General features: G+C 58.2%; 32 protein-coding genes and 1 tRNA gene. 24 read left to right on the plus strand and 9 right to left on the minus strand.

Annotation, left to right across the window (positions count from 1 at the left end; genetic code table 11):
* Nucleotides 1–157 precede the first annotated feature (157 nt).
* The 9 genes from FIV35_RS17595 to FIV35_RS17635 form a co-directional block, all read right to left on the minus strand.
* Complete coding sequence (locus FIV35_RS17595; protein WP_083377810.1) at nucleotides 158–361, minus strand: hypothetical protein; 204 nt, start codon at nucleotides 359–361, stop codon at nucleotides 158–160.
* Nucleotides 358–573, minus strand: coding sequence for a hypothetical protein (locus FIV35_RS17600; protein ID WP_083377811.1), 216 nt, complete (start codon nucleotides 571–573; stop codon nucleotides 358–360). Before FIV35_RS17600 ends, FIV35_RS17595 begins: the two co-directional genes overlap by 4 nt.
* Complete coding sequence (locus FIV35_RS17605) at nucleotides 570–995, minus strand: hypothetical protein (protein ID WP_083377812.1); 426 nt, start codon at nucleotides 993–995, stop codon at nucleotides 570–572. Before FIV35_RS17605 ends, FIV35_RS17600 begins: the two co-directional genes overlap by 4 nt.
* A 19-nt stretch (nucleotides 996–1014) precedes the next feature.
* Nucleotides 1015–1287: a hypothetical protein gene (locus FIV35_RS17610; protein ID WP_083377813.1), complete on the minus strand. Its 273-nt coding sequence runs from the start codon at nucleotides 1285–1287 to the stop codon at nucleotides 1015–1017.
* Nucleotides 1288–1308: 21 nt separating this feature from the next.
* Nucleotides 1309–1722, minus strand: a complete 414-nt coding sequence (locus tag FIV35_RS17615) for a DNA-directed RNA polymerase subunit alpha C-terminal domain-containing protein (protein ID WP_083377814.1) — start codon at nucleotides 1720–1722, stop codon at nucleotides 1309–1311.
* 264 nt (nucleotides 1723–1986) lie between these two features.
* Entirely contained in the window at nucleotides 1987–2226 is a 240-nt protein-coding gene (locus FIV35_RS17620) for a hypothetical protein (RefSeq protein WP_083377815.1), read from the minus strand.
* A 413-nt stretch (nucleotides 2227–2639) separates the two neighbouring features.
* Nucleotides 2640–2891: a DUF1654 domain-containing protein gene (locus tag FIV35_RS17625; RefSeq protein WP_057978916.1), complete on the minus strand. Its 252-nt coding sequence runs from the start codon at nucleotides 2889–2891 to the stop codon at nucleotides 2640–2642.
* Nucleotides 2892–3119: 228 nt separating this feature from the next.
* Nucleotides 3120–3782, minus strand: coding sequence for a DUF3800 domain-containing protein (locus FIV35_RS17630; protein ID WP_057978913.1), 663 nt, complete (start codon nucleotides 3780–3782; stop codon nucleotides 3120–3122).
* A gap of 192 nt (nucleotides 3783–3974) precedes the next feature.
* Nucleotides 3975–4796, minus strand: a complete 822-nt coding sequence (locus tag FIV35_RS17635; protein ID WP_057978923.1) for an XRE family transcriptional regulator — start codon at nucleotides 4794–4796, stop codon at nucleotides 3975–3977.
* Nucleotides 4797–4910: 114 nt separating this feature from the next.
* Here FIV35_RS17635 and FIV35_RS17640 point away from each other — a divergent pair, with 114 nt between their 5' ends.
* The 24 genes from FIV35_RS17640 to FIV35_RS17745 all read left to right on the plus strand — a co-directional run bounded on the left by FIV35_RS17640 (nucleotide 4911) and on the right by FIV35_RS17745 (nucleotide 18519).
* Nucleotides 4911–5108, plus strand: coding sequence for a Cro/CI family transcriptional regulator (locus FIV35_RS17640; RefSeq protein WP_057978911.1), 198 nt, complete (start codon nucleotides 4911–4913; stop codon nucleotides 5106–5108).
* 29 nt (nucleotides 5109–5137) lie between these two features.
* Nucleotides 5138–5329 (plus strand): hypothetical protein, encoded by a 192-nt coding sequence (locus FIV35_RS17645; RefSeq protein WP_042559999.1) that lies wholly within the window; start codon nucleotides 5138–5140, stop codon nucleotides 5327–5329.
* Nucleotides 5330–5347: 18 nt separating this feature from the next.
* On the plus strand, nucleotides 5348–5536 hold the full coding sequence (locus FIV35_RS17650; protein ID WP_042559998.1) for a hypothetical protein: 189 nt from the start codon (nucleotides 5348–5350) through the stop codon (nucleotides 5534–5536).
* 127 nt (nucleotides 5537–5663) lie between these two features.
* Nucleotides 5664–5882, plus strand: a complete 219-nt coding sequence (locus FIV35_RS17655; protein WP_083377816.1) for a hypothetical protein — start codon at nucleotides 5664–5666, stop codon at nucleotides 5880–5882.
* Nucleotides 5879–6886, plus strand: coding sequence for a replication protein (locus tag FIV35_RS17660; RefSeq protein ID WP_083377817.1), 1008 nt, complete (start codon nucleotides 5879–5881; stop codon nucleotides 6884–6886). Before FIV35_RS17655 ends, FIV35_RS17660 begins: the two co-directional genes overlap by 4 nt.
* Nucleotides 6883–8223 (plus strand): replicative DNA helicase, encoded by a 1341-nt coding sequence (gene dnaB / locus FIV35_RS17665; protein ID WP_083377818.1) that lies wholly within the window; start codon nucleotides 6883–6885, stop codon nucleotides 8221–8223. Before FIV35_RS17660 ends, dnaB begins: the two co-directional genes overlap by 4 nt.
* Nucleotides 8223–8876, plus strand: coding sequence for a PDDEXK family nuclease (locus tag FIV35_RS17670; RefSeq protein ID WP_083377819.1), 654 nt, complete (start codon nucleotides 8223–8225; stop codon nucleotides 8874–8876). Before dnaB ends, FIV35_RS17670 begins: the two co-directional genes overlap by 1 nt.
* Nucleotides 8873–9061 carry a DUF1382 family protein gene (locus FIV35_RS17675; protein ID WP_083377820.1) on the plus strand — a complete coding sequence of 63 codons (189 nt, stop codon included), beginning with the start codon at nucleotides 8873–8875 and terminating at the stop codon, nucleotides 9059–9061. Before FIV35_RS17670 ends, FIV35_RS17675 begins: the two co-directional genes overlap by 4 nt.
* Nucleotides 9058–9657 carry a hypothetical protein gene (locus tag FIV35_RS29920; RefSeq protein ID WP_083377821.1) on the plus strand — a complete coding sequence of 200 codons (600 nt, stop codon included), beginning with the start codon at nucleotides 9058–9060 and terminating at the stop codon, nucleotides 9655–9657. The genes FIV35_RS17675 and FIV35_RS29920 overlap by 4 nt, the downstream gene beginning before the upstream one ends.
* Nucleotides 9615–9740, plus strand: coding sequence for a hypothetical protein (locus FIV35_RS30110; protein ID WP_282960453.1), 126 nt, complete (start codon nucleotides 9615–9617; stop codon nucleotides 9738–9740). The genes FIV35_RS29920 and FIV35_RS30110 overlap by 43 nt, the downstream gene beginning before the upstream one ends.
* Nucleotides 9737–10153 carry a recombination protein NinB gene (locus FIV35_RS17685; protein WP_083377822.1) on the plus strand — a complete coding sequence of 139 codons (417 nt, stop codon included), beginning with the start codon at nucleotides 9737–9739 and terminating at the stop codon, nucleotides 10151–10153. Before FIV35_RS30110 ends, FIV35_RS17685 begins: the two co-directional genes overlap by 4 nt.
* On the plus strand, nucleotides 10153–10797 hold the full coding sequence (locus FIV35_RS17690; protein WP_083377823.1) for a recombination protein NinG: 645 nt from the start codon (nucleotides 10153–10155) through the stop codon (nucleotides 10795–10797). The genes FIV35_RS17685 and FIV35_RS17690 overlap by 1 nt, the downstream gene beginning before the upstream one ends.
* A complete protein-coding gene (locus FIV35_RS17695; protein WP_083377824.1) occupies nucleotides 10794–11375 on the plus strand; it encodes a hypothetical protein in 582 nt (193 codons plus the stop codon). The genes FIV35_RS17690 and FIV35_RS17695 overlap by 4 nt, the downstream gene beginning before the upstream one ends.
* A gap of 144 nt (nucleotides 11376–11519) precedes the next feature.
* Entirely contained in the window at nucleotides 11520–11684 is a 165-nt protein-coding gene (locus FIV35_RS29625; RefSeq protein ID WP_156796363.1) for a hypothetical protein, read from the plus strand.
* A 16-nt stretch (nucleotides 11685–11700) separates the two neighbouring features.
* A tRNA-Met gene (locus FIV35_RS17700) sits at nucleotides 11701–11776 on the plus strand.
* Nucleotides 11777–11968: 192 nt separating this feature from the next.
* Nucleotides 11969–12220, plus strand: coding sequence for a holin (locus FIV35_RS17705; protein WP_083377825.1), 252 nt, complete (start codon nucleotides 11969–11971; stop codon nucleotides 12218–12220).
* Complete coding sequence (locus FIV35_RS17710; RefSeq protein WP_083377826.1) at nucleotides 12217–12732, plus strand: glycoside hydrolase family protein; 516 nt, start codon at nucleotides 12217–12219, stop codon at nucleotides 12730–12732. Before FIV35_RS17705 ends, FIV35_RS17710 begins: the two co-directional genes overlap by 4 nt.
* A complete protein-coding gene (locus FIV35_RS17715; protein ID WP_083377827.1) occupies nucleotides 12729–13226 on the plus strand; it encodes a DUF2514 family protein in 498 nt (165 codons plus the stop codon). The genes FIV35_RS17710 and FIV35_RS17715 overlap by 4 nt, the downstream gene beginning before the upstream one ends.
* A 57-nt stretch (nucleotides 13227–13283) precedes the next feature.
* Nucleotides 13284–14690 (plus strand): DUF1073 domain-containing protein, encoded by a 1407-nt coding sequence (locus FIV35_RS17720; protein ID WP_162276697.1) that lies wholly within the window; start codon nucleotides 13284–13286, stop codon nucleotides 14688–14690.
* Between the two features lie 67 nt (nucleotides 14691–14757).
* On the plus strand, nucleotides 14758–15546 hold the full coding sequence (locus tag FIV35_RS17725) for a phage head morphogenesis protein (RefSeq protein WP_083377988.1): 789 nt from the start codon (nucleotides 14758–14760) through the stop codon (nucleotides 15544–15546).
* A gap of 4 nt (nucleotides 15547–15550) precedes the next feature.
* Nucleotides 15551–16666, plus strand: a complete 1116-nt coding sequence (locus tag FIV35_RS17730; protein ID WP_083377829.1) for a DUF2213 domain-containing protein — start codon at nucleotides 15551–15553, stop codon at nucleotides 16664–16666.
* Nucleotides 16666–17175 (plus strand): structural cement protein Gp24, encoded by a 510-nt coding sequence (locus FIV35_RS17735; RefSeq protein WP_083377830.1) that lies wholly within the window; start codon nucleotides 16666–16668, stop codon nucleotides 17173–17175. The genes FIV35_RS17730 and FIV35_RS17735 overlap by 1 nt, the downstream gene beginning before the upstream one ends.
* A gap of 12 nt (nucleotides 17176–17187) precedes the next feature.
* Complete coding sequence (locus FIV35_RS17740; protein ID WP_083377831.1) at nucleotides 17188–18165, plus strand: major capsid family protein; 978 nt, start codon at nucleotides 17188–17190, stop codon at nucleotides 18163–18165.
* A gap of 9 nt (nucleotides 18166–18174) precedes the next feature.
* A complete protein-coding gene (locus FIV35_RS17745) occupies nucleotides 18175–18519 on the plus strand; it encodes a hypothetical protein (protein WP_083377832.1) in 345 nt (114 codons plus the stop codon).
* Nucleotides 18520–18562: the final 43 nt, after the last annotated feature.

Here is an 18562-nt window from a genome sequence, read left to right on the forward strand (position 1 = left end):
TTCCAGCGCGAAACTTGGCGCTGGTGCGGTGTTGCATCGGCGCCCGGGTAGACCTCTTGTCCGCAGCGCGGGCAGTTGGCTTGATCGTCACAAATTGCCACCTGGCAGCAGCGCGTGAACATCGTGCTGTTAGTGGGTGAGCAGAGAAATACGCTGATCATGCCTTCACCTCATAAGCAACTGTCCACTCGCCACACATGCAGGCCCGGCCACTCCATGCGTGCACGTTGGGGATACCGGCGTCATGTGCCAACGACAGGGCTCCAAGCCACTTGGGATGGGTGAAGGCCAAGATCATGCGGTCGGCGGGCAGCTCTTCGATTTGCTCGTCGATCAGCGATTTCACGATTGGCGTGGTCATGCTGCAGCCCTCTTGAGCTCGGTATTGCGCTCGACGAACTTGGCGTCCAGCGCATCGCGGTAACGGTTGGCGGTAGGGGAGTCGACCAGGTCGGCGAACTCGGCCATTTCGATCATGCCCATGACGAAGGTGCGATCCGGTACCGGAGTGAAGGACTTCTTCATCTTGGCGATTTCCAGGCCCAGGCGGGCGAGGGCGGTAGGGGTGTTCATAGTTCGTCGTCCTCGGCCTGGGCGGCCAATGCATCGTCAGCTAGGGGCCGAAGTAGGGCCTCTGCAATTTCGCCAAGCTTGCCGAAGGGGTGGTCGCTTCGCCCCAGCAACTCGGCGGCTGCGTCTTTGTCGGCCCGCCCGCAGTTGTTGGCGATCAGCATCCAGCCAAGTGCCGGGGTGCCGACCTCACAGCTCGCCTGCCGGCTGTTCGCCAGCTCGTCCGCCGCCAGTGCCAGTTGTGCGACCGTGACGGCCTGAGGCCTACGCAGGCGACGCTGGAACTTCACATCCTGACCGAAGCGCACCAGCTGCTCGGTGGCGTTGTACAGCCACTCTGCCCGCGCAAGCTCACGAGGGGTTTCACTCACTGGAGGCGGCAGATGGTTATCGAATTCACTTTGTGCGAGCGCTGTTGCGTTCATGGTCGCCTCCAGGGTGGCGTTATTCGGTGGGCGGGGTGACTGCTCGCGTCATCGAGTATTCGTGGTAAGCCGGCTCCTGATCACGCCAAGTCCGCGCTTCGACGTCGATGATTCCATTTGTCCAAACAGTGGTAATCGGTCCGTATTGCGGGTCGCTGTTCGTGCGAGCCAAGGTGAAGTGTTTCTTTGGCTCGCTTGCCAGCATCCCAGCCATGACGTGGATCAGGTTCAGCATGCGGTAGGCGTCACCACCGTCACGGCTATTCGCGTGGATCGGTTTGATATCGCTCATGGCGACCTCCAGTGTTTGTGATTAGGCGAAACGGGCGGCGAGCATGGCGTCGGCCATTGCGTAGGAAATTTCCGCAACCGTTGCCATCTGCTGGGCAGAGCTTTCGCCGAGTGAATCAAGCGTCTCTGCCTGCCATGCGTTGGCGAGATAGCCCTGCATGGCCTTGGCGGCGAAGTAGTCGCGAAGATTCATCTCGAGAGGCCGGGAGCTTTCAGTGGCAGCTTGTCGGGCGCTCGGCGCAGGACCGTCCTTTAAGCGAAGGCCGTGGGCTTGAATTGCGTTAGCGATTTCTTGAGCAGATTTTTTGCCCATGTTTGGTATTTGCAGAAGGTCCAGATGGCTTCGCTTTACAAGCTCATCAAGGGTCAAAATGTTTTCGCACTTCAGAACGTTTATCGTCCGAACGGTGAGCCCCATCGACTCGAAAATATTCATATCGCCTCCAAGTTGGCGGGTTGTTCACCTGTATTCGTCAACACTCATGCCTCCCGCTGGTTGCCGATGGGCGCGGTGGAGGAGTGCTGACGTAATAGGGGCGCATAAAAAAGCCCGAACATTGCCCGGGCTTTACCTTCGTACGTGACTGCCGGGCGCATGTGGCGTCGGGCAGATATTGGCTAGTCCATGATGGGGATCCTCGATTGTGCGGTTGTTTTCCCGATGACCACCGCTCTGGATGGGCATCAGTGAAAAGGTCCGTCACGCCAAAGCGTTGTTGTCGTACTGCCGGGCGCCTATGTCGCAATGACTATGGCCTTGGGCAATGGCGTCGTAGTGGTAGAACAGCGAACCAGTAGCGCGGCACTCTCCGCTTTCTTCATCAGCGATCACGACCGCTGTGATCCGAGTGTTTCGAGCGCTGCTGGTGAAGTGAGCGCTGTATTCACCCAGGCGGGCGATGGTCTTGCCGTTTTCTTCTGTACTGGTGAAGTTGAACATTGCATCGCCCTCCAGGGCTCGGTTGTCATCCCAAGCAGCCCTCGCAAGAAGGCTGCTCAGTGATGCTTTCCGCCGTGACCCGCTACTGGCGTCGGTCACCGGCTTGAATCGAATGTCGCGTCTCGCCGTTTGCGTCGGTTCCCCGATCACCCCAGCTCAACTTTCCGTCTTACTTAAAGAACTTGGTTCCAGTCGGTCCCCTTGTCGGGGGCTGGGAGATCATTTCGCTGATCCCGGGCTATCTGGCGGCTTCACCAGTCGTGTGGCGAGCCTCTTTGAGGCCCTTCGCAGGGACTGTGTCGCTGCGATGGGTGAAAATTAGCACTGCTGTTATCTAATGTAAACAGCAGTGCTGATATTATTTTCACCAGTCGTAAAAAAGCCCGCACAGGACGGGCTCTCTCAGCGGGTTCTCAATCTTCTTTGGGGACGGTCCAGAAGATGCGGACATTGCCGTCGTCGTGATGGGCAAGGGTCACGTTGTCGTTCTCGGCGATCTCAGCAAGCATTTGATCCCAGTCCTCTGGTGAATCATTTGCTGATCGCTCCAGCAGGGCTGACTTGGCCACCTGCGAGCGTGGATTGTTGATCACGCGCTGAATGCGCATGCCCAGCAATTCGTAGGATGTTGGTTCTTTCGGTGCTTGGGACTTCTGCTTTGCCATGGGTAACCCTCCTTAATGAACTGTACGGATAAACAGTATTTCATGCTGATCGGAAGGGCAAGCTGAAAAGAGTACAGATGTACTCTTTCGAATCGCAGGCAATAAAAAACCCGGCTCTAGGCAGGGCTGCAACACACTCACGTCGCTGTTCCCTCAGCTGCTGTCAGGGTTAGCTCCGGGGAAGGAAGCGTTGCCAGCCAGAGACAAGAAGCTCGGCAGTAGGCCAGGCTATCGGTTGTAGATCAAAAAAGGCCTGAAGTGGCGAGCCAAAACTCGTAAGGGCTCAGAGCTTCTGTCTTCGTAGTGGCCTTGAGCGATGCCTGAGATCATGTCGGCGAATTGCACGCATAGATTCTTAGAGCTATCGCAGGGGACGGTTTTCAGCTCTGTGGCAACCCCGCGCTCCATCCACAACTGTGTTTGCAAATAGTCATGAAGGCTATTCCCGCTCTGCACCTTTATGCTGCGATCATCGGGCGCGAAGATCACCTCGTCAGCCCTGGCCATGTGATCCAACAGGAGCATGCCGATCATATAGTTGTAGAGCTTGTTGGGGTCGCGCCGTATGTGCGGCATCACATTTTCTTTTTTTGCTGTGATTGACACGTATTGGATCGAGCCAGCATTACCGGCGCATAGCTTTGCTGCCAAACGCGCAAATTCAAGCCTCTCTTCGGGGGTCATTCGCGCCCACTTCTTTTCTTTGTCTGTGGGCCACTTGAATTTGTCGTAGAGCTTTCGCATAACGCGAGCAGGCAATCGGACCGATTGCTCGGAAGCAAGTAATGCAGAGATTGTGAGATATCGGCTGGATCCGCCATCCCGATACGGGAGGTCAAATTTCCAGCCTAGATCACCGCTTTCATCCAGGAAAATGAATAATTTCGTCATTGAACGCGGTTTCAGAAGAAGGGCGGTGCATTCCCTAAGGCCGACGCTCTTACAGAGCGCTTACGATACAAATCATGCTTCGCGGTTGTCTCAGGATTTACATGCACCGTGACTGAATGTTAAGAACCAATGGTTCGTATGTCAAGAAGTGCTTGAACGTTGCGCAAAAAATGTGCTTGGTCGCAGTAAAACCTACAGATCACCCCCGCGCCATATGACTCGGCCGATGATCCGGTGCTCGTTGATCTCGCTACGTGACAGCATCAGATCTGGATACTCGCCCTTGTCTTCGTTATCGCTACGGATGATCCATCCTCCCAACGGGCTCTGCACCAGGCGTTTAACGATCACGCCCTTGTCTGCGCTTGCCATCACGAAGATCTGACCGTCGGCCGGCTCTGCACGCGACTTGTCCACCAGCAGCACATCGTGGTCGTCGATGGTCGGCCACATGCTTTCGCCGTCTGCATAGATGACGATCAGGTTCTTGGGGTTTACACCCTTGATGCGCAGCCACTCACGCTTGAACGCAAGGGTTGCCACCGATTCGACGTGTGGGTTTTCATGACCCAGTCCGGCTGCAGCTTTAGCGGAGTACTGAGGGACGAAGGCGTATTTCTCATCAACAGGCTCTATGTCAGCGCCGCCAGGGAAGGGCGTGTCTGTAGGTGAGGAGTTTGCAGCTGCGGCATTTCTTGCTGGCTTAGCTGGGCTGTCTACCGCGCGGGTAATGCCCTTCGCGAGGGTCGGACTGACGTCGGCTGGTTCGAAATCCAGCGCGACAGAAAGCTTCACAAGCGCTTCAAGATTCAGCGCCACCTTCCCATTCAAATACTGACTTACGGTGCTCTGAGGTGATTTCCATTCGCAGCGCTCGCCAACTTCCGTCTGATTTAACGTTGGCTTATCACCGCGCTCACGAGACTCCTTCACACGCTCGACGTATTTCGCGCGTAAGCGCTCGGCATCCGCAAGCTGGCAGGCCGACAAAGGGGTTCGTGTAGGTTTTTTCATGCTCGCGATTAAGTAGCACCGCTGTTGCTTTCGCAAACAGCAGTGCTAATCAACTCCTTGTTTTCTGCAAAACAGCAGTGCTAATATCACCCCAAATTAACCGGAGACCTATCAATGCAGACCGTAACCCTTGGGGAGTACCTGGCATTACACGGCACCCAGAGCGATCTCGCCAAGGCTCTGGGTGTCCAGCAGAGCGCCGTTTCTCAAATGCACCGCTCGAACCGGACGATCACCATCACGCTGATGGATGACGGGTCGATCCAAGCGAATGAGATTCGGCCTATCCCCGCCCGAAAGACAGCTGCTTAACCCACTTCCAACCACACAAGGAAACACAGATGTCGTACTTCGCACCTGACCACCTCCACGACAAGCCGACCAAGGTTCGCCTGGACGAGGCGGCTGACGACCTGCTGACAGCGATGGCCCGCTTTCAGCGGACCCAGAAAGCTGTGCTCGCTCGCGAAATCCTGGAGCGCGGCCTGAACCAAATGATGGAAGAGCTTAACGCGAAAACAGACGTGGCCTGAAGTAGCCGAGGAGGCCCTGTGCCTGAAAGAAAGCCGCTGGAAATCCAGCTCGACTGGCAGGGACTCGCTGATCTGGAGCTATTAGCCAGACGCAACGGGGTAACGCCAGAAGAGATGGCCGCAACAATCATGAACCGGGCGCTGGATCGAATGACCCGGCCACCAAAGAGCCGGAGCAACGTCGCTTCCATAGGACGCAAGGGCTGATTAGCCCCTCAGGGACTATTGAGGATCTGCCAATGAAACACCCATCAACCAAATCACAGGCACAAAAAAGCCAGGTTCGCGGCCTGGCTTTTCGTGCAGCACATACAACTAATGTCTGGAGCGAATAATGCCTATTCCCCAATCGATCGTCAACAGCAACGAATGCGCGCCACGATTTCTGCAATCGCAAAACGTGGCGCGTAGCAATTTTCACCTCAATGCCGCAATGAGCGCCGCGAAGCAGATTCGCTTCCAGTACTCCAAGCCATCCAAAAATAAGCTCGTGCATGAGTGCCTTGATCAGCTCCAGGCATTCCTGGCCTCCTCGAAAGGCGTCCGCCCATGAGCAATGTCATTCCTCTCAAAATCACCGGGGGTTTCACCCGGATGGAAAACAAGCTCATCGAGGCCTTGATGGTTGTCGATCTGCCTGGGCGCGAACTGAAGGTTGCGCTGTACGTTGCCAGAGCCACCATAGGCTATCAGGTGGCCGAAGCTCGCATCCAGGCTACCGAGATATCCAAGGCGACCAACATCCACCCTGACGTGGCTTCCAAGGCCATCAGCCACCTATTGAAACGCCGTATCCTCTATCGGGTTGGCGGGGCGCGTGGCGATATCGGCATCAGCGAGCCTTCCGAATGGATCTTCTACGACACCAAAAAAGAATGTCCGACTCAGACCATATCGTCCGACTCGGATCATTCAAGCCGAGTCGTCAGCATTGCGAGACAGACCAAATCCGACGACTCCCTTCTTTATACAAAGAAAGAACCCCTAGTAACTGTTTCTACGAAACAGATTACTGCCCCCCAGGGGGCGGAACCCGCTCAGCCTGAAATCAAAATCGGAAAAGCGGCATGTGGGGTTTTGTTCGATGGTGAAGATTTTGAAGTCGACGCCACCCTGATCACCAAGTGGGCAGAAGCCTACTCGCCGATTGACGTTGAAGCCGAGATCAAGCGTGCCGCCGCCTGGGCCAGTGGGAGCAAGCCGAAGAAGGACTGGCGCCGCTTCCTGGTCAACTGGCTGGGTCGCGAGTTCAAGAAGAACCCAAGCGGCGCATCCGAGGCCGGTGTGCCGGTGGACAAGATTATCGACCTGTACCACAAGGTCTGCCCGAACCTGCCGACCGTCACCGTTGCGAGCGACAAGGTATTGCGCAGCATGATCGCCGAGCGCTGGAACGAATCAGCATCGCACCAGAGCGGGCAGGGCTTCTGGCTCCCGTTTTTCCAGAAGGCAAATAACCGCAGCCAGGTGTTCTTCCGTGGTGCCAACGTTGCGCCGAGACTTGAGTCCCTGGTCAGTCGCGCCGTTTTCCGTGAAGTATCGGAGGCTGCTCAATGATGGATCTCCAAAGCCTTGAGGCTGAACACGGCGTGATTGGCGCCATGCTCTGCCAGCCGCACCTGATCGACGTGCTGAGCGACGACCTGTCCGCCGATGCGTTCGCATGGGAAGACAACGCCGAACTGTACCGCCTGATCCTGGAAATGCACGCCGATGGCCAGCCGGTTGACGTAGTGACGCTTCATGACCGCCGCGCCGAGCTGTCGAGCGGTGTTCGTGTGGCCGCCTACGCCGCCGAAATCCAGGCCAGCACACCCAGTGTTGCGAATGCTCAGGTGTACGCCAAGATCATTCGCCAGCGGGCCGTGTGCCGCCTGATGTCCGCCGCCGCCGCCCGAATCAACGAGATTGCCCATGAAGAGGCGAGCATCGAGGACAAGATCTCCCTTGCTCAATCCATAGTGCTTGGCCTAGACAGCACCGGTAGCGACGGTGAGTGCCAGATGATCGGCGACATCCTGATCCAGCACGTTGAGATTCTGCAGGATCGTCTGGACAAGTTCGCCGCCGGGATCGTAATCGACGGACTAGGTACCGGCATTCCGGATCTGGATGCGTACACGCAAGGGCTCAAGTCCGGACAGATGGTGGTTGTCGCCGGCCGGCCAGCGATGGGCAAGACCACCCTGGCCATGAACATCGCCGCCGACGTGGCGATCAATCAGAAAAAGCCCGTGCTGGTGATCAGCCTGGAAATGAGCAAGACCCAGCTGATGGATCGCCTGCTTGCAGCCGTAGGCGGGATTCCTCTCCCATCGCTGAAGACTGGTGAGTGCAGTAACGACCACTCCACCGAGCTGAACATGGCGGTCATGCGCCTGCGTGACGCGCCTATCGCTGTGTCGGACGTTCCGGTCATGACTATGCCGCGCATCCGCTCAATTTCCCGTCGCCAGTCGCACCGCATGGGCTCGTTGGGCCTCGTGGTGATCGACTACCTGGGTTTGGTTGAGGGTGAAGGGAAGGGTAGGACTGAGGACGTTACCGCCATGTCCCGCCAAATCAAGCTGCTGGCCCGTGAGCTTGATTGCCCAGTGATCATCCTATCGCAACTCAACCGAGGCTGTGAAAGCCGTCCAGACAAGCGCCCGGTACTCAGCGACCTGCGCGAGTCCGGCGCTATCGAGCAGGACGCAGACATCGTCATGTTCGTTTATCGCGATGAGGTTTACCACCCAAACACCCAGGACAAGGGTATTGGCGAAATCATCATCCGCAAGAACCGGGATGGCGAGATCGGCACTGTGCCGACAGCCTTCCAGGGCGCCAAGTCCAGATTCCTGCCGCTGGCCAACCACGCCCGCCAAGACAACGTCGTGAAGGTGAATTTCTGATGAGAGAGCGCAGAACGGTTTATCACCACCAAGGCTATCGCCTTAGGTCGTACACGGAGTTGCTTTGGGCGCGGGTGCTTGAGGCGGCCGATATTTTCTACCTCTACGAGCCTGATCTGGTACGTGTGGATGACGGGTTTTACTTGCCCGACTTCTGGCTTCCGAATGTCGGGATTTATGTGGAAGTCAAGGGCGACTGGCCAACTGAGGAAGAGGTTCGCAAAGCCGATGCAGTCATGGCACGCACTGGTTGTGAGGTAGTTTTCCTTTGCGGCAAGCCTGAGTCCGATATGGAAAGTCTTATCAACTGCGGAATGTACGCCCGTGGCGCAAACGGCTGGCACAGCAATATTTCGCCTTCAGACCTTCACCGCCTTGTTCGTGATCATGTAGGGCTTGCCGCTTGGGGCCTGATAAGGGCCTCGGTGCAGTCGGATGATATGGATTGGGTTAGACCGGTCGGCCACATCATTGAGGAGTTCTTTCTCAAACAGGCTGATCGGTCCGACATGGAGAAGGTTCTTCGATCCACGCACGCAGAAGCCAACTCAGATCGCTTGGCAATTGCCCGAGAAATTTCAACCTGCGAGCGTGGCCTGAAATGGTTCTTAGATCGCCAGGAGTTCCGAAAATCTCAGAGGGCGGCAGCATGAAACGAGCAAACCCAGCACAGCTACGCCAATCCCTTGAGATGGCGAACACCATGGTCAAGCACGGGATTTGTTTCGTGTGCATGCCGGTGGTGGATGAGGCGGACATGGCCAATCTCGCCAGCCAGGCCGCTGAGCGCTTTGAGCGCCTGGCATTGATCGCAGAAGCAGCGGAGAAGCGGGCATGAGCGACTACAAGGACCTACAGAAGGCCGCCGAATACGCCGCGCAGGAAACAATCAAGTTCGCCGACGAAAACGAGGAAATGCGTGCGCTCCAGCAGTTCCACGAAGAGGTCGATCCGGAAACGATCCTGGCCCTGATCGCCGAGAACCAGGCCTTGAAGGGACCGCATGACTGGCTGGCTGAAGACCTGATCAAAGAGCTGGTCGATAACGCTCAAGCGATACAGGAAAACGCTGACGATGGAGAAGATGATCCATTTGTCATTGTTCTTCTTGCTTCGGCCTCACGGATCCGTAGGCAGGAAGTGAACATCGACCAGCTCCGCGCCGAAGTCGCCGGCCTCCGCACCGGCTACGAAGCCTACGAGCGGGTGAATGCTGAGCTGAAGGCTGAGAACGAGGCGCTGCGAGGGGTTATGAGCGCCGTAGTCAGTGAGATTCCAGGTGCGCGCATCAGCCGTGCTGGGAATGCCCCCGGCCACTGTCACTCAATTCCAGGTGTATGGGATGAAGACAACGGCTCCAAGGCCGGCAAGGAGTGCGCATGGTGCAAGGTTTGGAATTACGCCGTCTCCATGGGCAAGGGAGACCGGCCATGACCACCTTCGGCGTATTCGTGCTGGGCCTGCTGATCGGTGGTGCCCTGGTGTTCTACCTCGAAAGCCTGGAGAAGCGGCCATGACCAATCTCCAGATCCGCAATGAATCAGACCGCACCAGGGCCATGGGCTACATCGCCGGATTGGACCTGGCCAGGCCCAAGAAGCTGGCCATCACCGAAGTAGACCGCAGTGGGGAGCAGAACAAGGCCCTGCACGCGGCATTGGCCGATATCGCCGCCCAGGTCGAGCACGCCGGGAAGAAGTGGGACGTCCTGATCTGGAAGCGCCTGCTGACGGCCGCCTGGCTGCGTGAGTCAGGCGACCAGCCGCAAATGATCCCGGCGGTAGACGGCAACGGCTTCGACGTCATCTACGAGCGTACCAGCAAGCTCACCGTGAAGCAGTGCGGCGAGTTGATCGAGTGGGTTATGGCTTTCGGCGCCGAGCATCAGGTGCGGTGGACGCAGAAGGATAACTGGGGAGGGCGGTACTGATGGCGATCGAGCGGAAACAGCCCAAGCCAAAGAAGTGCCGCGTCGCTACGTGCAGGGCCTCATTCGTCCCCCAGCGCATCGGTCAGGCGGTGTGCAGCCCTAAGTGTGCGCTGGCCACCGTAGAGGCGCAGAAGACCAAGGAGAAAAAGTCGCTGGCCCTGGCCGATCGGCGAGAGATCAAGGTGCGCAAGGAGGCCCTGAAAAGTCGCGCCGACCACATGAAGGATGCCGAGAAGGCCGTGCGGGACTACCGGCGCACCTACGAACTTAGCATCGGCAGTGGGTGCATCAGTTGCGGCGAGTCGCAGGAATCAATCCTCCACGCCCAGGGCTGGAAGACTGGCGGTGCGTTCGATGCGGGCCATTTCCTCGGCAAGGGCGCCCGACCCGAGCTAAGGCTGGTGCCCACCAATATCTGGCTCCAGTGCAAAAGCTGTAACGCGGGCTCATCCAAGTTCGCCGGTAAAGGCGAGACGGTTTCCCAGGGTTTCCGCACTGGCCTTATCGACCGAATCGGCCTGGAGGCTGTCGAGGCGCTGGAAGCCGACCACACGCCACGCAAAGAAACCGTAGAGCAACTGAAAGCCATCACCGCCGAATACCGGGCAAAGACCAGAGAGCTGAAAAAGGGGGAGGCAGCATGAAGATCAACTCAGCGCGCCAGGCGTGGCATGACTGCAAATACAACCCTGCCCCCGGCCAGACCTCTGACGTTGTGCAGTTGGGCGTGGTGGTGCAGAACACCGAGCGCGGGCCCACGGCAAACCACGCTGTGCACGGGGCTTTGGCTGGGCACATCCAGTCGGCAATCGCTCGCCTGCATCCGCAGATCCGCGTGTTCGGTGACTTCATGTACGCCGCCGAACAAAGCGACGATATCCGGGAGGCAGCGGAAGAGGTGGTGTTCCTGCTGGTGCAAAACCGGTCCCCACGGATGACGGCGGCTAAGCGCGAGAAACTAGAGTTCGTGGTGAAGGGCGTGCTGCGCCGGTACCGGCATATGCATCAGGGAGGGCAGTCGGCCAATGAAGATCCGCTGGCCAATGCCGAGAAGTTCCGGGCGTGGATGTGGCAGTACTACGGCGTTCGCCTGGAGTCGTGCAATTGGGAGCGGGATTGGGGTGGTGTGCTTCAACTGATCTTCGAGTGCTGCGAGGATCTGGACCGTCGCGCATTGAGCCCCGTTGCAGCGGTAATTTACGAAATGCGCGAGGCCGCATGAGGGCCTATTGCGTTCCCGTGCGGCTGGTGGCATTATCTCGCCACTGTTAGAGTTTTGCCTTCGGCAACTTACTTAATGACCCAAACAAACCCGGCCACAGCGCCGGGTTTTTTATTGCCTTAATTCTACTGCCGGTAGGTGCGCATGAAGCTGAAGACCAGAATCAACACGCTGGAGCGCGCCCGTACGGCCTGGGAAGCAGTTGCGCGGCAGGTTGGCGAGACAAACTTTTCGCGCCATCCGCAGACCGGCGAATACCTGCATCCTGGTGTCGCCATGGGCTGGCGCATCCACAAAAAGAACCTGTAGTCGTCCCCCTGATTTTTGCGTGGTAGAGCAGCGGTCAGCTCGTCGGGCTCATATCCCGAAGGTCGATGGTTCGAATCCATCCCTCGCAACCAATTCAAAGGTTCTCATTGAGGGCCTATTGAGGCCTCGGCATTGATCGAGGCCTTTTCGTTTTCGGCTCCACCACACCCATTGCTCCGAGCTGGGAGTGCTGTGTGAGCCGATTCAATATGTAAGCCCTGCCATTGCGCGGGGCTTTTTCATATCTGGAGGCCCCTATGGCAGCCCCAGGCAGGAGTAAAAACATGGCCAACCCGACGCCCGAGAGCATCGTAGAGGTGGTGGGTGCGTCAGTGGCCAATAAGGGCATGCTGGTTGGTGGTGCTGCTGGCATGGTGGGATTCTTCTCCCAGGTCAATTGGATCGGTGTCGCGGGGGTGGCGGTCGCGGTACTTGGCCTGATGATCAATTTCTACTTCCAGGTGCGCAAAGATCGCCGCGAGCATGCCGAGAGCATCGAGCGCATTAAGGCCTTGCGCGAGCAGTGCCGGTCATGAATCTCGTAATCCGCCAGCGCATCGCCGTCGCGGTGTTGAGCTTGAGCGCCGCCGGCTTCGCCAGTTGGCAGGCAAGCGAAGGGTTCGCGCCTGTCGCTGTGATCCCCACCAAGGGCGATGTACCGACCCTGGGCCACGGATCCACCCGCTACGAAGACGGCACGCCAGTCCGCATGGGCGACACCATCACACCAGTCCGCGCCGAGGTCTTGGCCCGCAACCTGAACAGCCAGGCCGAGAAGCAGTTCGCCGCGTCACTGCCCGGTGTCACGCTGCATCAAACCGAATTCGATGTGTACATGGACTTCGTAGGCCAGTACGGCATTGGCACATGGCTCAAGGGCTCGCCGCGCCGTGACCTGCTGGCCGGCAATTACGCCCAGGCCTGCCATGACCTGCTCAAGTACAAGTTCGCCGCTGGCTTCGACTGCTCCACGCCGGGCAACAAACGGTGCTGGGGCGTCTGGTCTCGACAGCTTGAACGCCATGCGAAGTGCATGGGTGCGCAATGACTCGCTATCTGGTTGCCGCAATTGCCGCCATGGCAATCCTGCTGGGCATCCAGACGCATCGCCTGGATAGCGCACAGACCGATCACGCGCAATACGTTTCCGACATCGCGACCAAGGCCCAGCAAGACAGCGAGAAGGCCCGCCAGACCGAACAGCAGCGCCAACGAGATATTGACCAGGTACGCACCGATGCAGCCAATCAAAAGATCAGCGATGACGCTCACGCTGCTGAGCTTGTTGCTGTGGGTGTCAGCCTGCGCGAACAGCAAGCCAGGTTGCTTGCCGACCGCGCCACCCTCCGTGCCCGCCTTGCCGCAAGAGGCAAGACAATCGAAGACCTTACCGATCTGCTCGCCCAGCTGCGCACAGAGGCTGACAACCATGCGGGCGAACTGGCAGCAGCGCTTGATGCAAGTCGTAGGGCCGGATTTGCCTGTGAAGCAAGCTATGACGCCGTGAGGGGAGATTCATCCCCGCTGCCACAAGGGGGCTGATTTATCGGCGCCACGTTTTCGCTGATGCCCATTTCGTGGCGCGAGATAGATCAATTTATGACCACATCAAAACCGCGAATTCAGATTCAGGGCGGTCAGGTCGTCACCACTGACAGCCTTTCCAACATGGTTGCCAACATCGGCACCAACCGAGACAAGCGCACCCACAACGTATTCGGCTTTGAGTTCGTCAATCAGATTGAGCTTGAAGCGGCGTATCAGTCGAACTGGATTGCTCGCCGTATCGTGGACAAGCCGAACGAGGATGCCCTGCGAGAGTGGCGCAAGTTCTCTGGCAAGCAGTCCAAACAGATCGAGACCGAAGAGCGACGTCTCGGTGTGCAGCAACACTACCTCGACACTTGCTGCTGGGGTGACCTTTACGGCGGGGCGGCATTGCTGGCGGTGACCAACCAGAATCTGAGCGATCCGCTCGACCTGGACAGGGTAAAGAAAGGTAGCCTGAAGAACCTGGTGGTCCTCGATCGCTGGGACATCCAGCCAACCGAATTCAACCTGACCGACCCGCTTAAGCCGAATTGGATGCTTCCCGAGTTCTACATGATGGTGAACGGCGAGCAGAAGATTCACTACAGTCACATAATTCGCCGCACCGGGGCTCGCCTGCCGCGCCGTATGCGCATGTTCGAACAGGGCTGGGGTGATAGTCGCCTGCGTCGTTGCATGTCCGACCTACGTGATGTGGTGGCTACCAAGGGGGGTATTGCTTCCCTGGTGCTAGAGGCCAACGTCGACACTGTCAGCGTGAAAGGCTTGCAAGGTGCTCTCGCCAGCGCCCAATGCGACAAGATCACCGAGCGTTATCGTCTATTCGGGATGATGAAGTCGCTGATCAATCTTGGTCTGCTCGACGCCGACAATGAGACGTACGAGCGCAACAGCATCTCGTTCTCCGGTCTGAGCCAGATCATGGAGCAGTTCATGGTGTGGACGGCAGGCGCCGCCGAGATGCCGGTTACCGAGCTTTGGGGGCAATCAGCCTCAGGTTTGAGCGCAACCGGCGAAGGTGACCGCAAGACCTACGAAGGAACCATTAAGGGCAAGCAGGACGGCCAGATGCGCCTTGACCTTGAAAAGCTCGACCAGATCCTTATTCGATCGGCGCTGGGTTATTACCCTGACGACATCGAGTTCGAATGGAATCCGCTGTCGCTGCCTTCGGGCGATGAACAGGCTCAGGAAGATCTAGCCGACGCTCAGGCCGACGCGATCAACATCGAAAGCCGCGTGATCCGCCCAAGCCACGCTATGCGCCGCGCTCAAGGGAAAGGCACCTACGCCATTACCGACGAGCAGATCGCCGCCCAAGAGAAGATCGAGAAGGATCAAGACAATGGAATCGGCGATGACGGCGAAGGCCTCCCAGGCTTCTCCCTTGGAGAAACTGAAGGCGACAAACCTGGCGATGCTGGAGCAGCGGAAAAAGAAACCCCGCGCCCCTAAGCCTGTTCTGCCAAGCCAAGAGGCTGAGCGCTACTATAGAGGCCAGCTTCGAGGCATGGTTAGGCTGATGGCTGAAGAGTTGGTAAAGGCGCTTGATCCTGAACTGAAGCGTTTGAAGCGTGACTACATCGCCGATGCCAAGCCGACCATGGACGGCTGGACTGATGAAGTCCTCGCGGCAATACGCGGGGTCTCACGCCGGTTCAGCTCTTCCCTGTTCGAGTCGCAGATCCAGCGGGTGGCGGCCAGCACTGTCAGCCGAGCAGACGCAGATAACGCCGAGGACTTCCGCAAGTCGGTTAACCAGGCCGTTGGTGTCGACTTCCAGCTAATCACTCGGACCAAAGGCATGCAGGACTACCTGGAGGCCTCCACCGCCGAAAACGTCAACCTGATCAAGTCGATACCCGACGAGTACTTCAAAAACGTCGAGACGATCGTGCTGGGCGGCATGAAGGATGGTCTCGCGCCTACCGCCATAGCCAAGCAGATCCAGGAACAGACCGGTGTCAGTGCTAGGCGGGCCAAGCTCATTGCGCGTGATCAGGTGTCGCAGCTCAATAGCGACCTGACCCGCCAACGCCAGGCAGCGGCCGGCATTGAGTTCTACAAGGCGGTTGATGCAGGAGATCAGCGCGTATCTGGTGCGCCAGGTGGGAAATACCCTAACGCCAAGATAAGTTGCTACGGCATCGCTCGGCAGGACATTGGTTACGGCCCAGGCGTCTACAAGGTCGCTGACGGTGCCCCGTGGGGTGGAAAGACAGGCCTGCACCCCGGCAAGCATCACGTCCTTTGTCGATGCGTCGGCCTGGCCATGATCCCTGGCGTGAACTACTTCCCTAAAGACGGGTAACCCAATGCAAAGAATGACCATCGATGAGGCCTTCAAGCCTACGTCGCGAACGCTCACGCCTGAAGGTTTCCTCTGTGTGAAAGGGGTTGCAGCCCGAACAGGGGTTTATCAGTACCTGTCGAGCGAGCTGGATCTGGATGGGCCCGAGCGCATCGTGAACGTCTACCGGTCGCCTGAAGAGGTGTTCAAGCCAGAGTCGATGGCTACCTACCTCGACAAGGACGTGACCAACGACCACCCGGACGATCTGGTCGACTCGACCACCTTCAAGGAAGTGTCGGTAGGTCACGTGCGCGGTGTTGAGCGCGACGGCGACAACCTGGTGGTGGACATGATCATCAAGGATCAGTCGGCCATCGACGACATCCAGTCCGGCAAGGCCGAACTATCCCCCGGCTACCTCGCTGAATACGTGGAAGCCCCTGGCGTTTCCCCCGACGGCACCGCCTACGAATACGAGCAGCGTGACATTCAAATCAATCACAACGCCGTTGTAGAAGCAGCGCGGGCCGGAAAGGTCGCCCGCATTTTTGACCACAAACCGAAAGGTATTACCCATATGGCGACCCGGAAAGTCTTTCTGGACTCCAAGAAAAGCCGCTCCATCATCCTGGACGAAGAGGCCGCAACGGTAGTCGAAGACGCCGTGTCTGCCTTGCAAAAGTTCGCGGATGAAGAGTCGGAGCGCGCAGACAAAGCTGAAGCCACCAAGGATGAAGCTGAAGAGAAGCTGGAAGAGGTCAAGAAGGAAACTTCCGACGCCGCTATCGGCCTGCGCGTGAAAGCAACCCTCGACACCATCGGACTGGCTGGCAAGGTCGTTAAGTCCTTCGACGCCAAAGGCCTGGTCTCCCCACTGGAGATCAAGCGTGCCGCAATGGCTCAACTCAAGCCGACTCGCGACTGGGCTTCAAAGTCTGAAGCGTACGTCACCGCCGCCTTCGACTCAGCCGCTGACGAGGCGGATGAGAAGAAAACCGAGGACGAAGATGACGATGACGACAAGTCGAAAGTCAACGACAGCCTCCGCCAGTTCGCTAAGGACGCAGCATCGCGAGGCCTGAAGCCGACCACTGACGGGACCGACGCCTACAACACATTCCTGCGGGGTGGCAACTAATGGGCATTGCAATTGATACCTTCGGCCAGTACGCCGGCAAGGCCTATGAAGGCCAGATCAATGACCTGAGCATGGCGGACGTAACCACCGCCGTCGCATCGGTCGCCATTCCATTCGCGCGCGCCGTGGTGTCCGCCACTGTCGACAAGCAAGGCGCACTGCCTGCCGCCGGTGCTGGTTTCTTCCTGGGCATCTCCGTACGCAAGCCGGTCGGCGTGAGCGGTAACTACATGACTGGACAGGTCTCCGACAGCGGCAACACCGTTGGCGGCTATCGCCTGAACGAAGAAGTCAGCCTGCTCAGCACTGGCCGCATCTGGGTCAAGACCCTGGCCGGCGCCACCAAGGGCGCCCAGGTCTACGCCGTGCCGCTGACTGGCGAACTGACCAACGCCGCCACAGCAGGCAATCACCTGCTCCCGGGTTGCGTATTCAAGACCACCGCCGCGGCGGGTGAGTTGGCGCTGGTACAGGTCAAGTCCGACGTCACCACCACCATCGCCGCTTAAGGATCAGATCGAATGAAGACTTTCGACGCTTCCCCCCAGGCGCAGCTGGGCTTCCTGTTGGGTCAACTGACCTACGTTGAACAGGAAGTCCTGCGCCAGCCATACCCAGAAATCAAATACCCGTCGATCCTGACCGTCGATACCTCGGCACCGGACTACACCGAGTCGATCGCCTTCAAGGTTCTCGACTACAAGGGTGAGCCAGCGCCAATTGGTGACGTTTCCCACGACTTCCCGCTGGCTGAAATCGCTGCCAAGGTTGGCGGTGTTGACGTGGTTCAGGCTGGCCTGGGCTACACGTACACCCAGATCGAAGTCGGCAAGGCCATGCAAATCGCCAACTCCGTCGGCTTCGGCGGTGCGATCAACCTGTTGGCCGAGAAGCCAATCGCAACCCGCACCCTGACCGAGCAGTGGCTGGACCGTGTAGCGTTCGTCGGTGATGCTCGCTGGCCTTCGCTGACCACTGGCGGCCTGCTGAAGTATCCAGGCGTGCCAGTCGTTGCTACCGGCACCCTGCTCGGCGGCGCGAACAAGACCATTGCCCAGATACTGGCTGGTGGCGGCGAGACAGCGGCAAACGAAATCCTGACCCTGCTGAACAACGCGATCCTGCGTGTTTACGCCACTCAGACCAACTCGATTTTCCGCCCGACTCACATCCTGCTGCCGCTGGTTGAATACGGCCTGTTGACCACCTTCCGAATCCCGAACACCTCGGAAACGTTGGTCAGCTACCTCGAGCGTGTGCTGAACATCAAGATTGAGCCAATCCTGCAGGCGGCAACTGCCGGCGCTGGTGGCGGCAATCGCATGATGGTCTACACCAAGAACGCCCAGTTCGCCAAGTTCCACCTCCCAATGCCTTACACGCTGAACGCGCCGATCCCGTCTCACGGCGGCCTGCGCTTCGAAGCTGCTGGCGTGGTGCGCACTGCTGGTACTGAGCTGCGTGTTCCGATGTCCCACCTGTACGTTGACGGCATCTAAGGGGGTCACATGGCTGCGAAGAAAAAGCAAACCGGTGAATCCTCTTCGTCGGAAGCGACTGTCTGGACCAACGTCAGCAAGAACCCGGTGATCCTGGGCGACGGCAGCACTGTGGGGGCTGGTGAGCAAACCACCCCAGAGCAGTCTGAGTTCGCCGAGGGCTCCTTTTGGGAAGAGCATGGTGTGCTGGTCTCTGGCGCGCCGGTTCTGACCGATGACGGTGCTGGTCAGATCGAAGTGTTGAGCGCTGAGATTGAAACTCTACGCGCTCAGTTGCTCACCGTTGGTGGCGAGAAGTCCGCGCTGCTGGCTGAAGTCGAAGAGCTGAAAAAGCAGATCCCTCCTAAAGAGTGATCGACCTATAGCCCCGCCCAGTGCGGGGCTGTTTCATTCTGGA

The sequence above is a fragment of the Pseudomonas rhodesiae genome (assembly GCF_007858255.1).
GTDB lineage: Bacteria > Pseudomonadota > Gammaproteobacteria > Pseudomonadales > Pseudomonadaceae > Aquipseudomonas > Aquipseudomonas rhodesiae.

What these genes read in the sequence shown, in the direction of transcription:
- FIV35_RS17595 (WP_083377810.1), bottom strand. Translation starts at nt 361, where the DNA reads ATGACCACGCCAATCGTGAAATCGCTGATCGACGAGCAAATCGAAGAG.
- FIV35_RS17600 (WP_083377811.1), bottom strand. Translation starts at nt 573, where the DNA reads ATGAACACCCCTACCGCCCTCGCCCGCCTGGGCCTGGAAATCGCCAAG.
- FIV35_RS17605 (WP_083377812.1), bottom strand. Translation starts at nt 995, where the DNA reads ATGAACGCAACAGCGCTCGCACAAAGTGAATTCGATAACCATCTGCCG.
- FIV35_RS17610 (WP_083377813.1), bottom strand. Translation starts at nt 1,287, where the DNA reads ATGAGCGATATCAAACCGATCCACGCGAATAGCCGTGACGGTGGTGAC.
- FIV35_RS17615 (WP_083377814.1), bottom strand. Translation starts at nt 1,722, where the DNA reads ATGAATATTTTCGAGTCGATGGGGCTCACCGTTCGGACGATAAACGTT.
- FIV35_RS17620 (WP_083377815.1), bottom strand. Translation starts at nt 2,226, where the DNA reads ATGTTCAACTTCACCAGTACAGAAGAAAACGGCAAGACCATCGCCCGC.
- FIV35_RS17625 (WP_057978916.1), bottom strand. Translation starts at nt 2,891, where the DNA reads ATGGCAAAGCAGAAGTCCCAAGCACCGAAAGAACCAACATCCTACGAA.
- FIV35_RS17630 (WP_057978913.1), bottom strand. Translation starts at nt 3,782, where the DNA reads ATGACGAAATTATTCATTTTCCTGGATGAAAGCGGTGATCTAGGCTGG.
- FIV35_RS17635 (WP_057978923.1), bottom strand. Translation starts at nt 4,796, where the DNA reads ATGAAAAAACCTACACGAACCCCTTTGTCGGCCTGCCAGCTTGCGGAT.
- FIV35_RS17640 (WP_057978911.1), top strand. Translation starts at nt 4,911, where the DNA reads ATGCAGACCGTAACCCTTGGGGAGTACCTGGCATTACACGGCACCCAG.
- FIV35_RS17645 (WP_042559999.1), top strand. Translation starts at nt 5,138, where the DNA reads ATGTCGTACTTCGCACCTGACCACCTCCACGACAAGCCGACCAAGGTT.
- FIV35_RS17655 (WP_083377816.1), top strand. Translation starts at nt 5,664, where the DNA reads ATGCCTATTCCCCAATCGATCGTCAACAGCAACGAATGCGCGCCACGA.
- FIV35_RS17660 (WP_083377817.1), top strand. Translation starts at nt 5,879, where the DNA reads ATGAGCAATGTCATTCCTCTCAAAATCACCGGGGGTTTCACCCGGATG.
- dnaB (WP_083377818.1), top strand. Translation starts at nt 6,883, where the DNA reads ATGATGGATCTCCAAAGCCTTGAGGCTGAACACGGCGTGATTGGCGCC.
- FIV35_RS17670 (WP_083377819.1), top strand. Translation starts at nt 8,223, where the DNA reads ATGAGAGAGCGCAGAACGGTTTATCACCACCAAGGCTATCGCCTTAGG.
- FIV35_RS17675 (WP_083377820.1), top strand. Translation starts at nt 8,873, where the DNA reads ATGAAACGAGCAAACCCAGCACAGCTACGCCAATCCCTTGAGATGGCG.
- FIV35_RS29920 (WP_083377821.1), top strand. Translation starts at nt 9,058, where the DNA reads ATGAGCGACTACAAGGACCTACAGAAGGCCGCCGAATACGCCGCGCAG.
- FIV35_RS17685 (WP_083377822.1), top strand. Translation starts at nt 9,737, where the DNA reads ATGACCAATCTCCAGATCCGCAATGAATCAGACCGCACCAGGGCCATG.
- FIV35_RS17690 (WP_083377823.1), top strand. Translation starts at nt 10,153, where the DNA reads ATGGCGATCGAGCGGAAACAGCCCAAGCCAAAGAAGTGCCGCGTCGCT.
- FIV35_RS17695 (WP_083377824.1), top strand. Translation starts at nt 10,794, where the DNA reads ATGAAGATCAACTCAGCGCGCCAGGCGTGGCATGACTGCAAATACAAC.
- FIV35_RS29625 (WP_156796363.1), top strand. Translation starts at nt 11,520, where the DNA reads ATGAAGCTGAAGACCAGAATCAACACGCTGGAGCGCGCCCGTACGGCC.
- FIV35_RS17705 (WP_083377825.1), top strand. Translation starts at nt 11,969, where the DNA reads ATGGCCAACCCGACGCCCGAGAGCATCGTAGAGGTGGTGGGTGCGTCA.
- FIV35_RS17710 (WP_083377826.1), top strand. Translation starts at nt 12,217, where the DNA reads ATGAATCTCGTAATCCGCCAGCGCATCGCCGTCGCGGTGTTGAGCTTG.
- FIV35_RS17715 (WP_083377827.1), top strand. Translation starts at nt 12,729, where the DNA reads ATGACTCGCTATCTGGTTGCCGCAATTGCCGCCATGGCAATCCTGCTG.
- FIV35_RS17720 (WP_162276697.1), top strand. Translation starts at nt 13,284, where the DNA reads ATGACCACATCAAAACCGCGAATTCAGATTCAGGGCGGTCAGGTCGTC.
- FIV35_RS17725 (WP_083377988.1), top strand. Translation starts at nt 14,758, where the DNA reads ATGGCTGAAGAGTTGGTAAAGGCGCTTGATCCTGAACTGAAGCGTTTG.
- FIV35_RS17730 (WP_083377829.1), top strand. Translation starts at nt 15,551, where the DNA reads ATGCAAAGAATGACCATCGATGAGGCCTTCAAGCCTACGTCGCGAACG.
- FIV35_RS17735 (WP_083377830.1), top strand. Translation starts at nt 16,666, where the DNA reads ATGGGCATTGCAATTGATACCTTCGGCCAGTACGCCGGCAAGGCCTAT.
- FIV35_RS17740 (WP_083377831.1), top strand. Translation starts at nt 17,188, where the DNA reads ATGAAGACTTTCGACGCTTCCCCCCAGGCGCAGCTGGGCTTCCTGTTG.
- FIV35_RS17745 (WP_083377832.1), top strand. Translation starts at nt 18,175, where the DNA reads ATGGCTGCGAAGAAAAAGCAAACCGGTGAATCCTCTTCGTCGGAAGCG.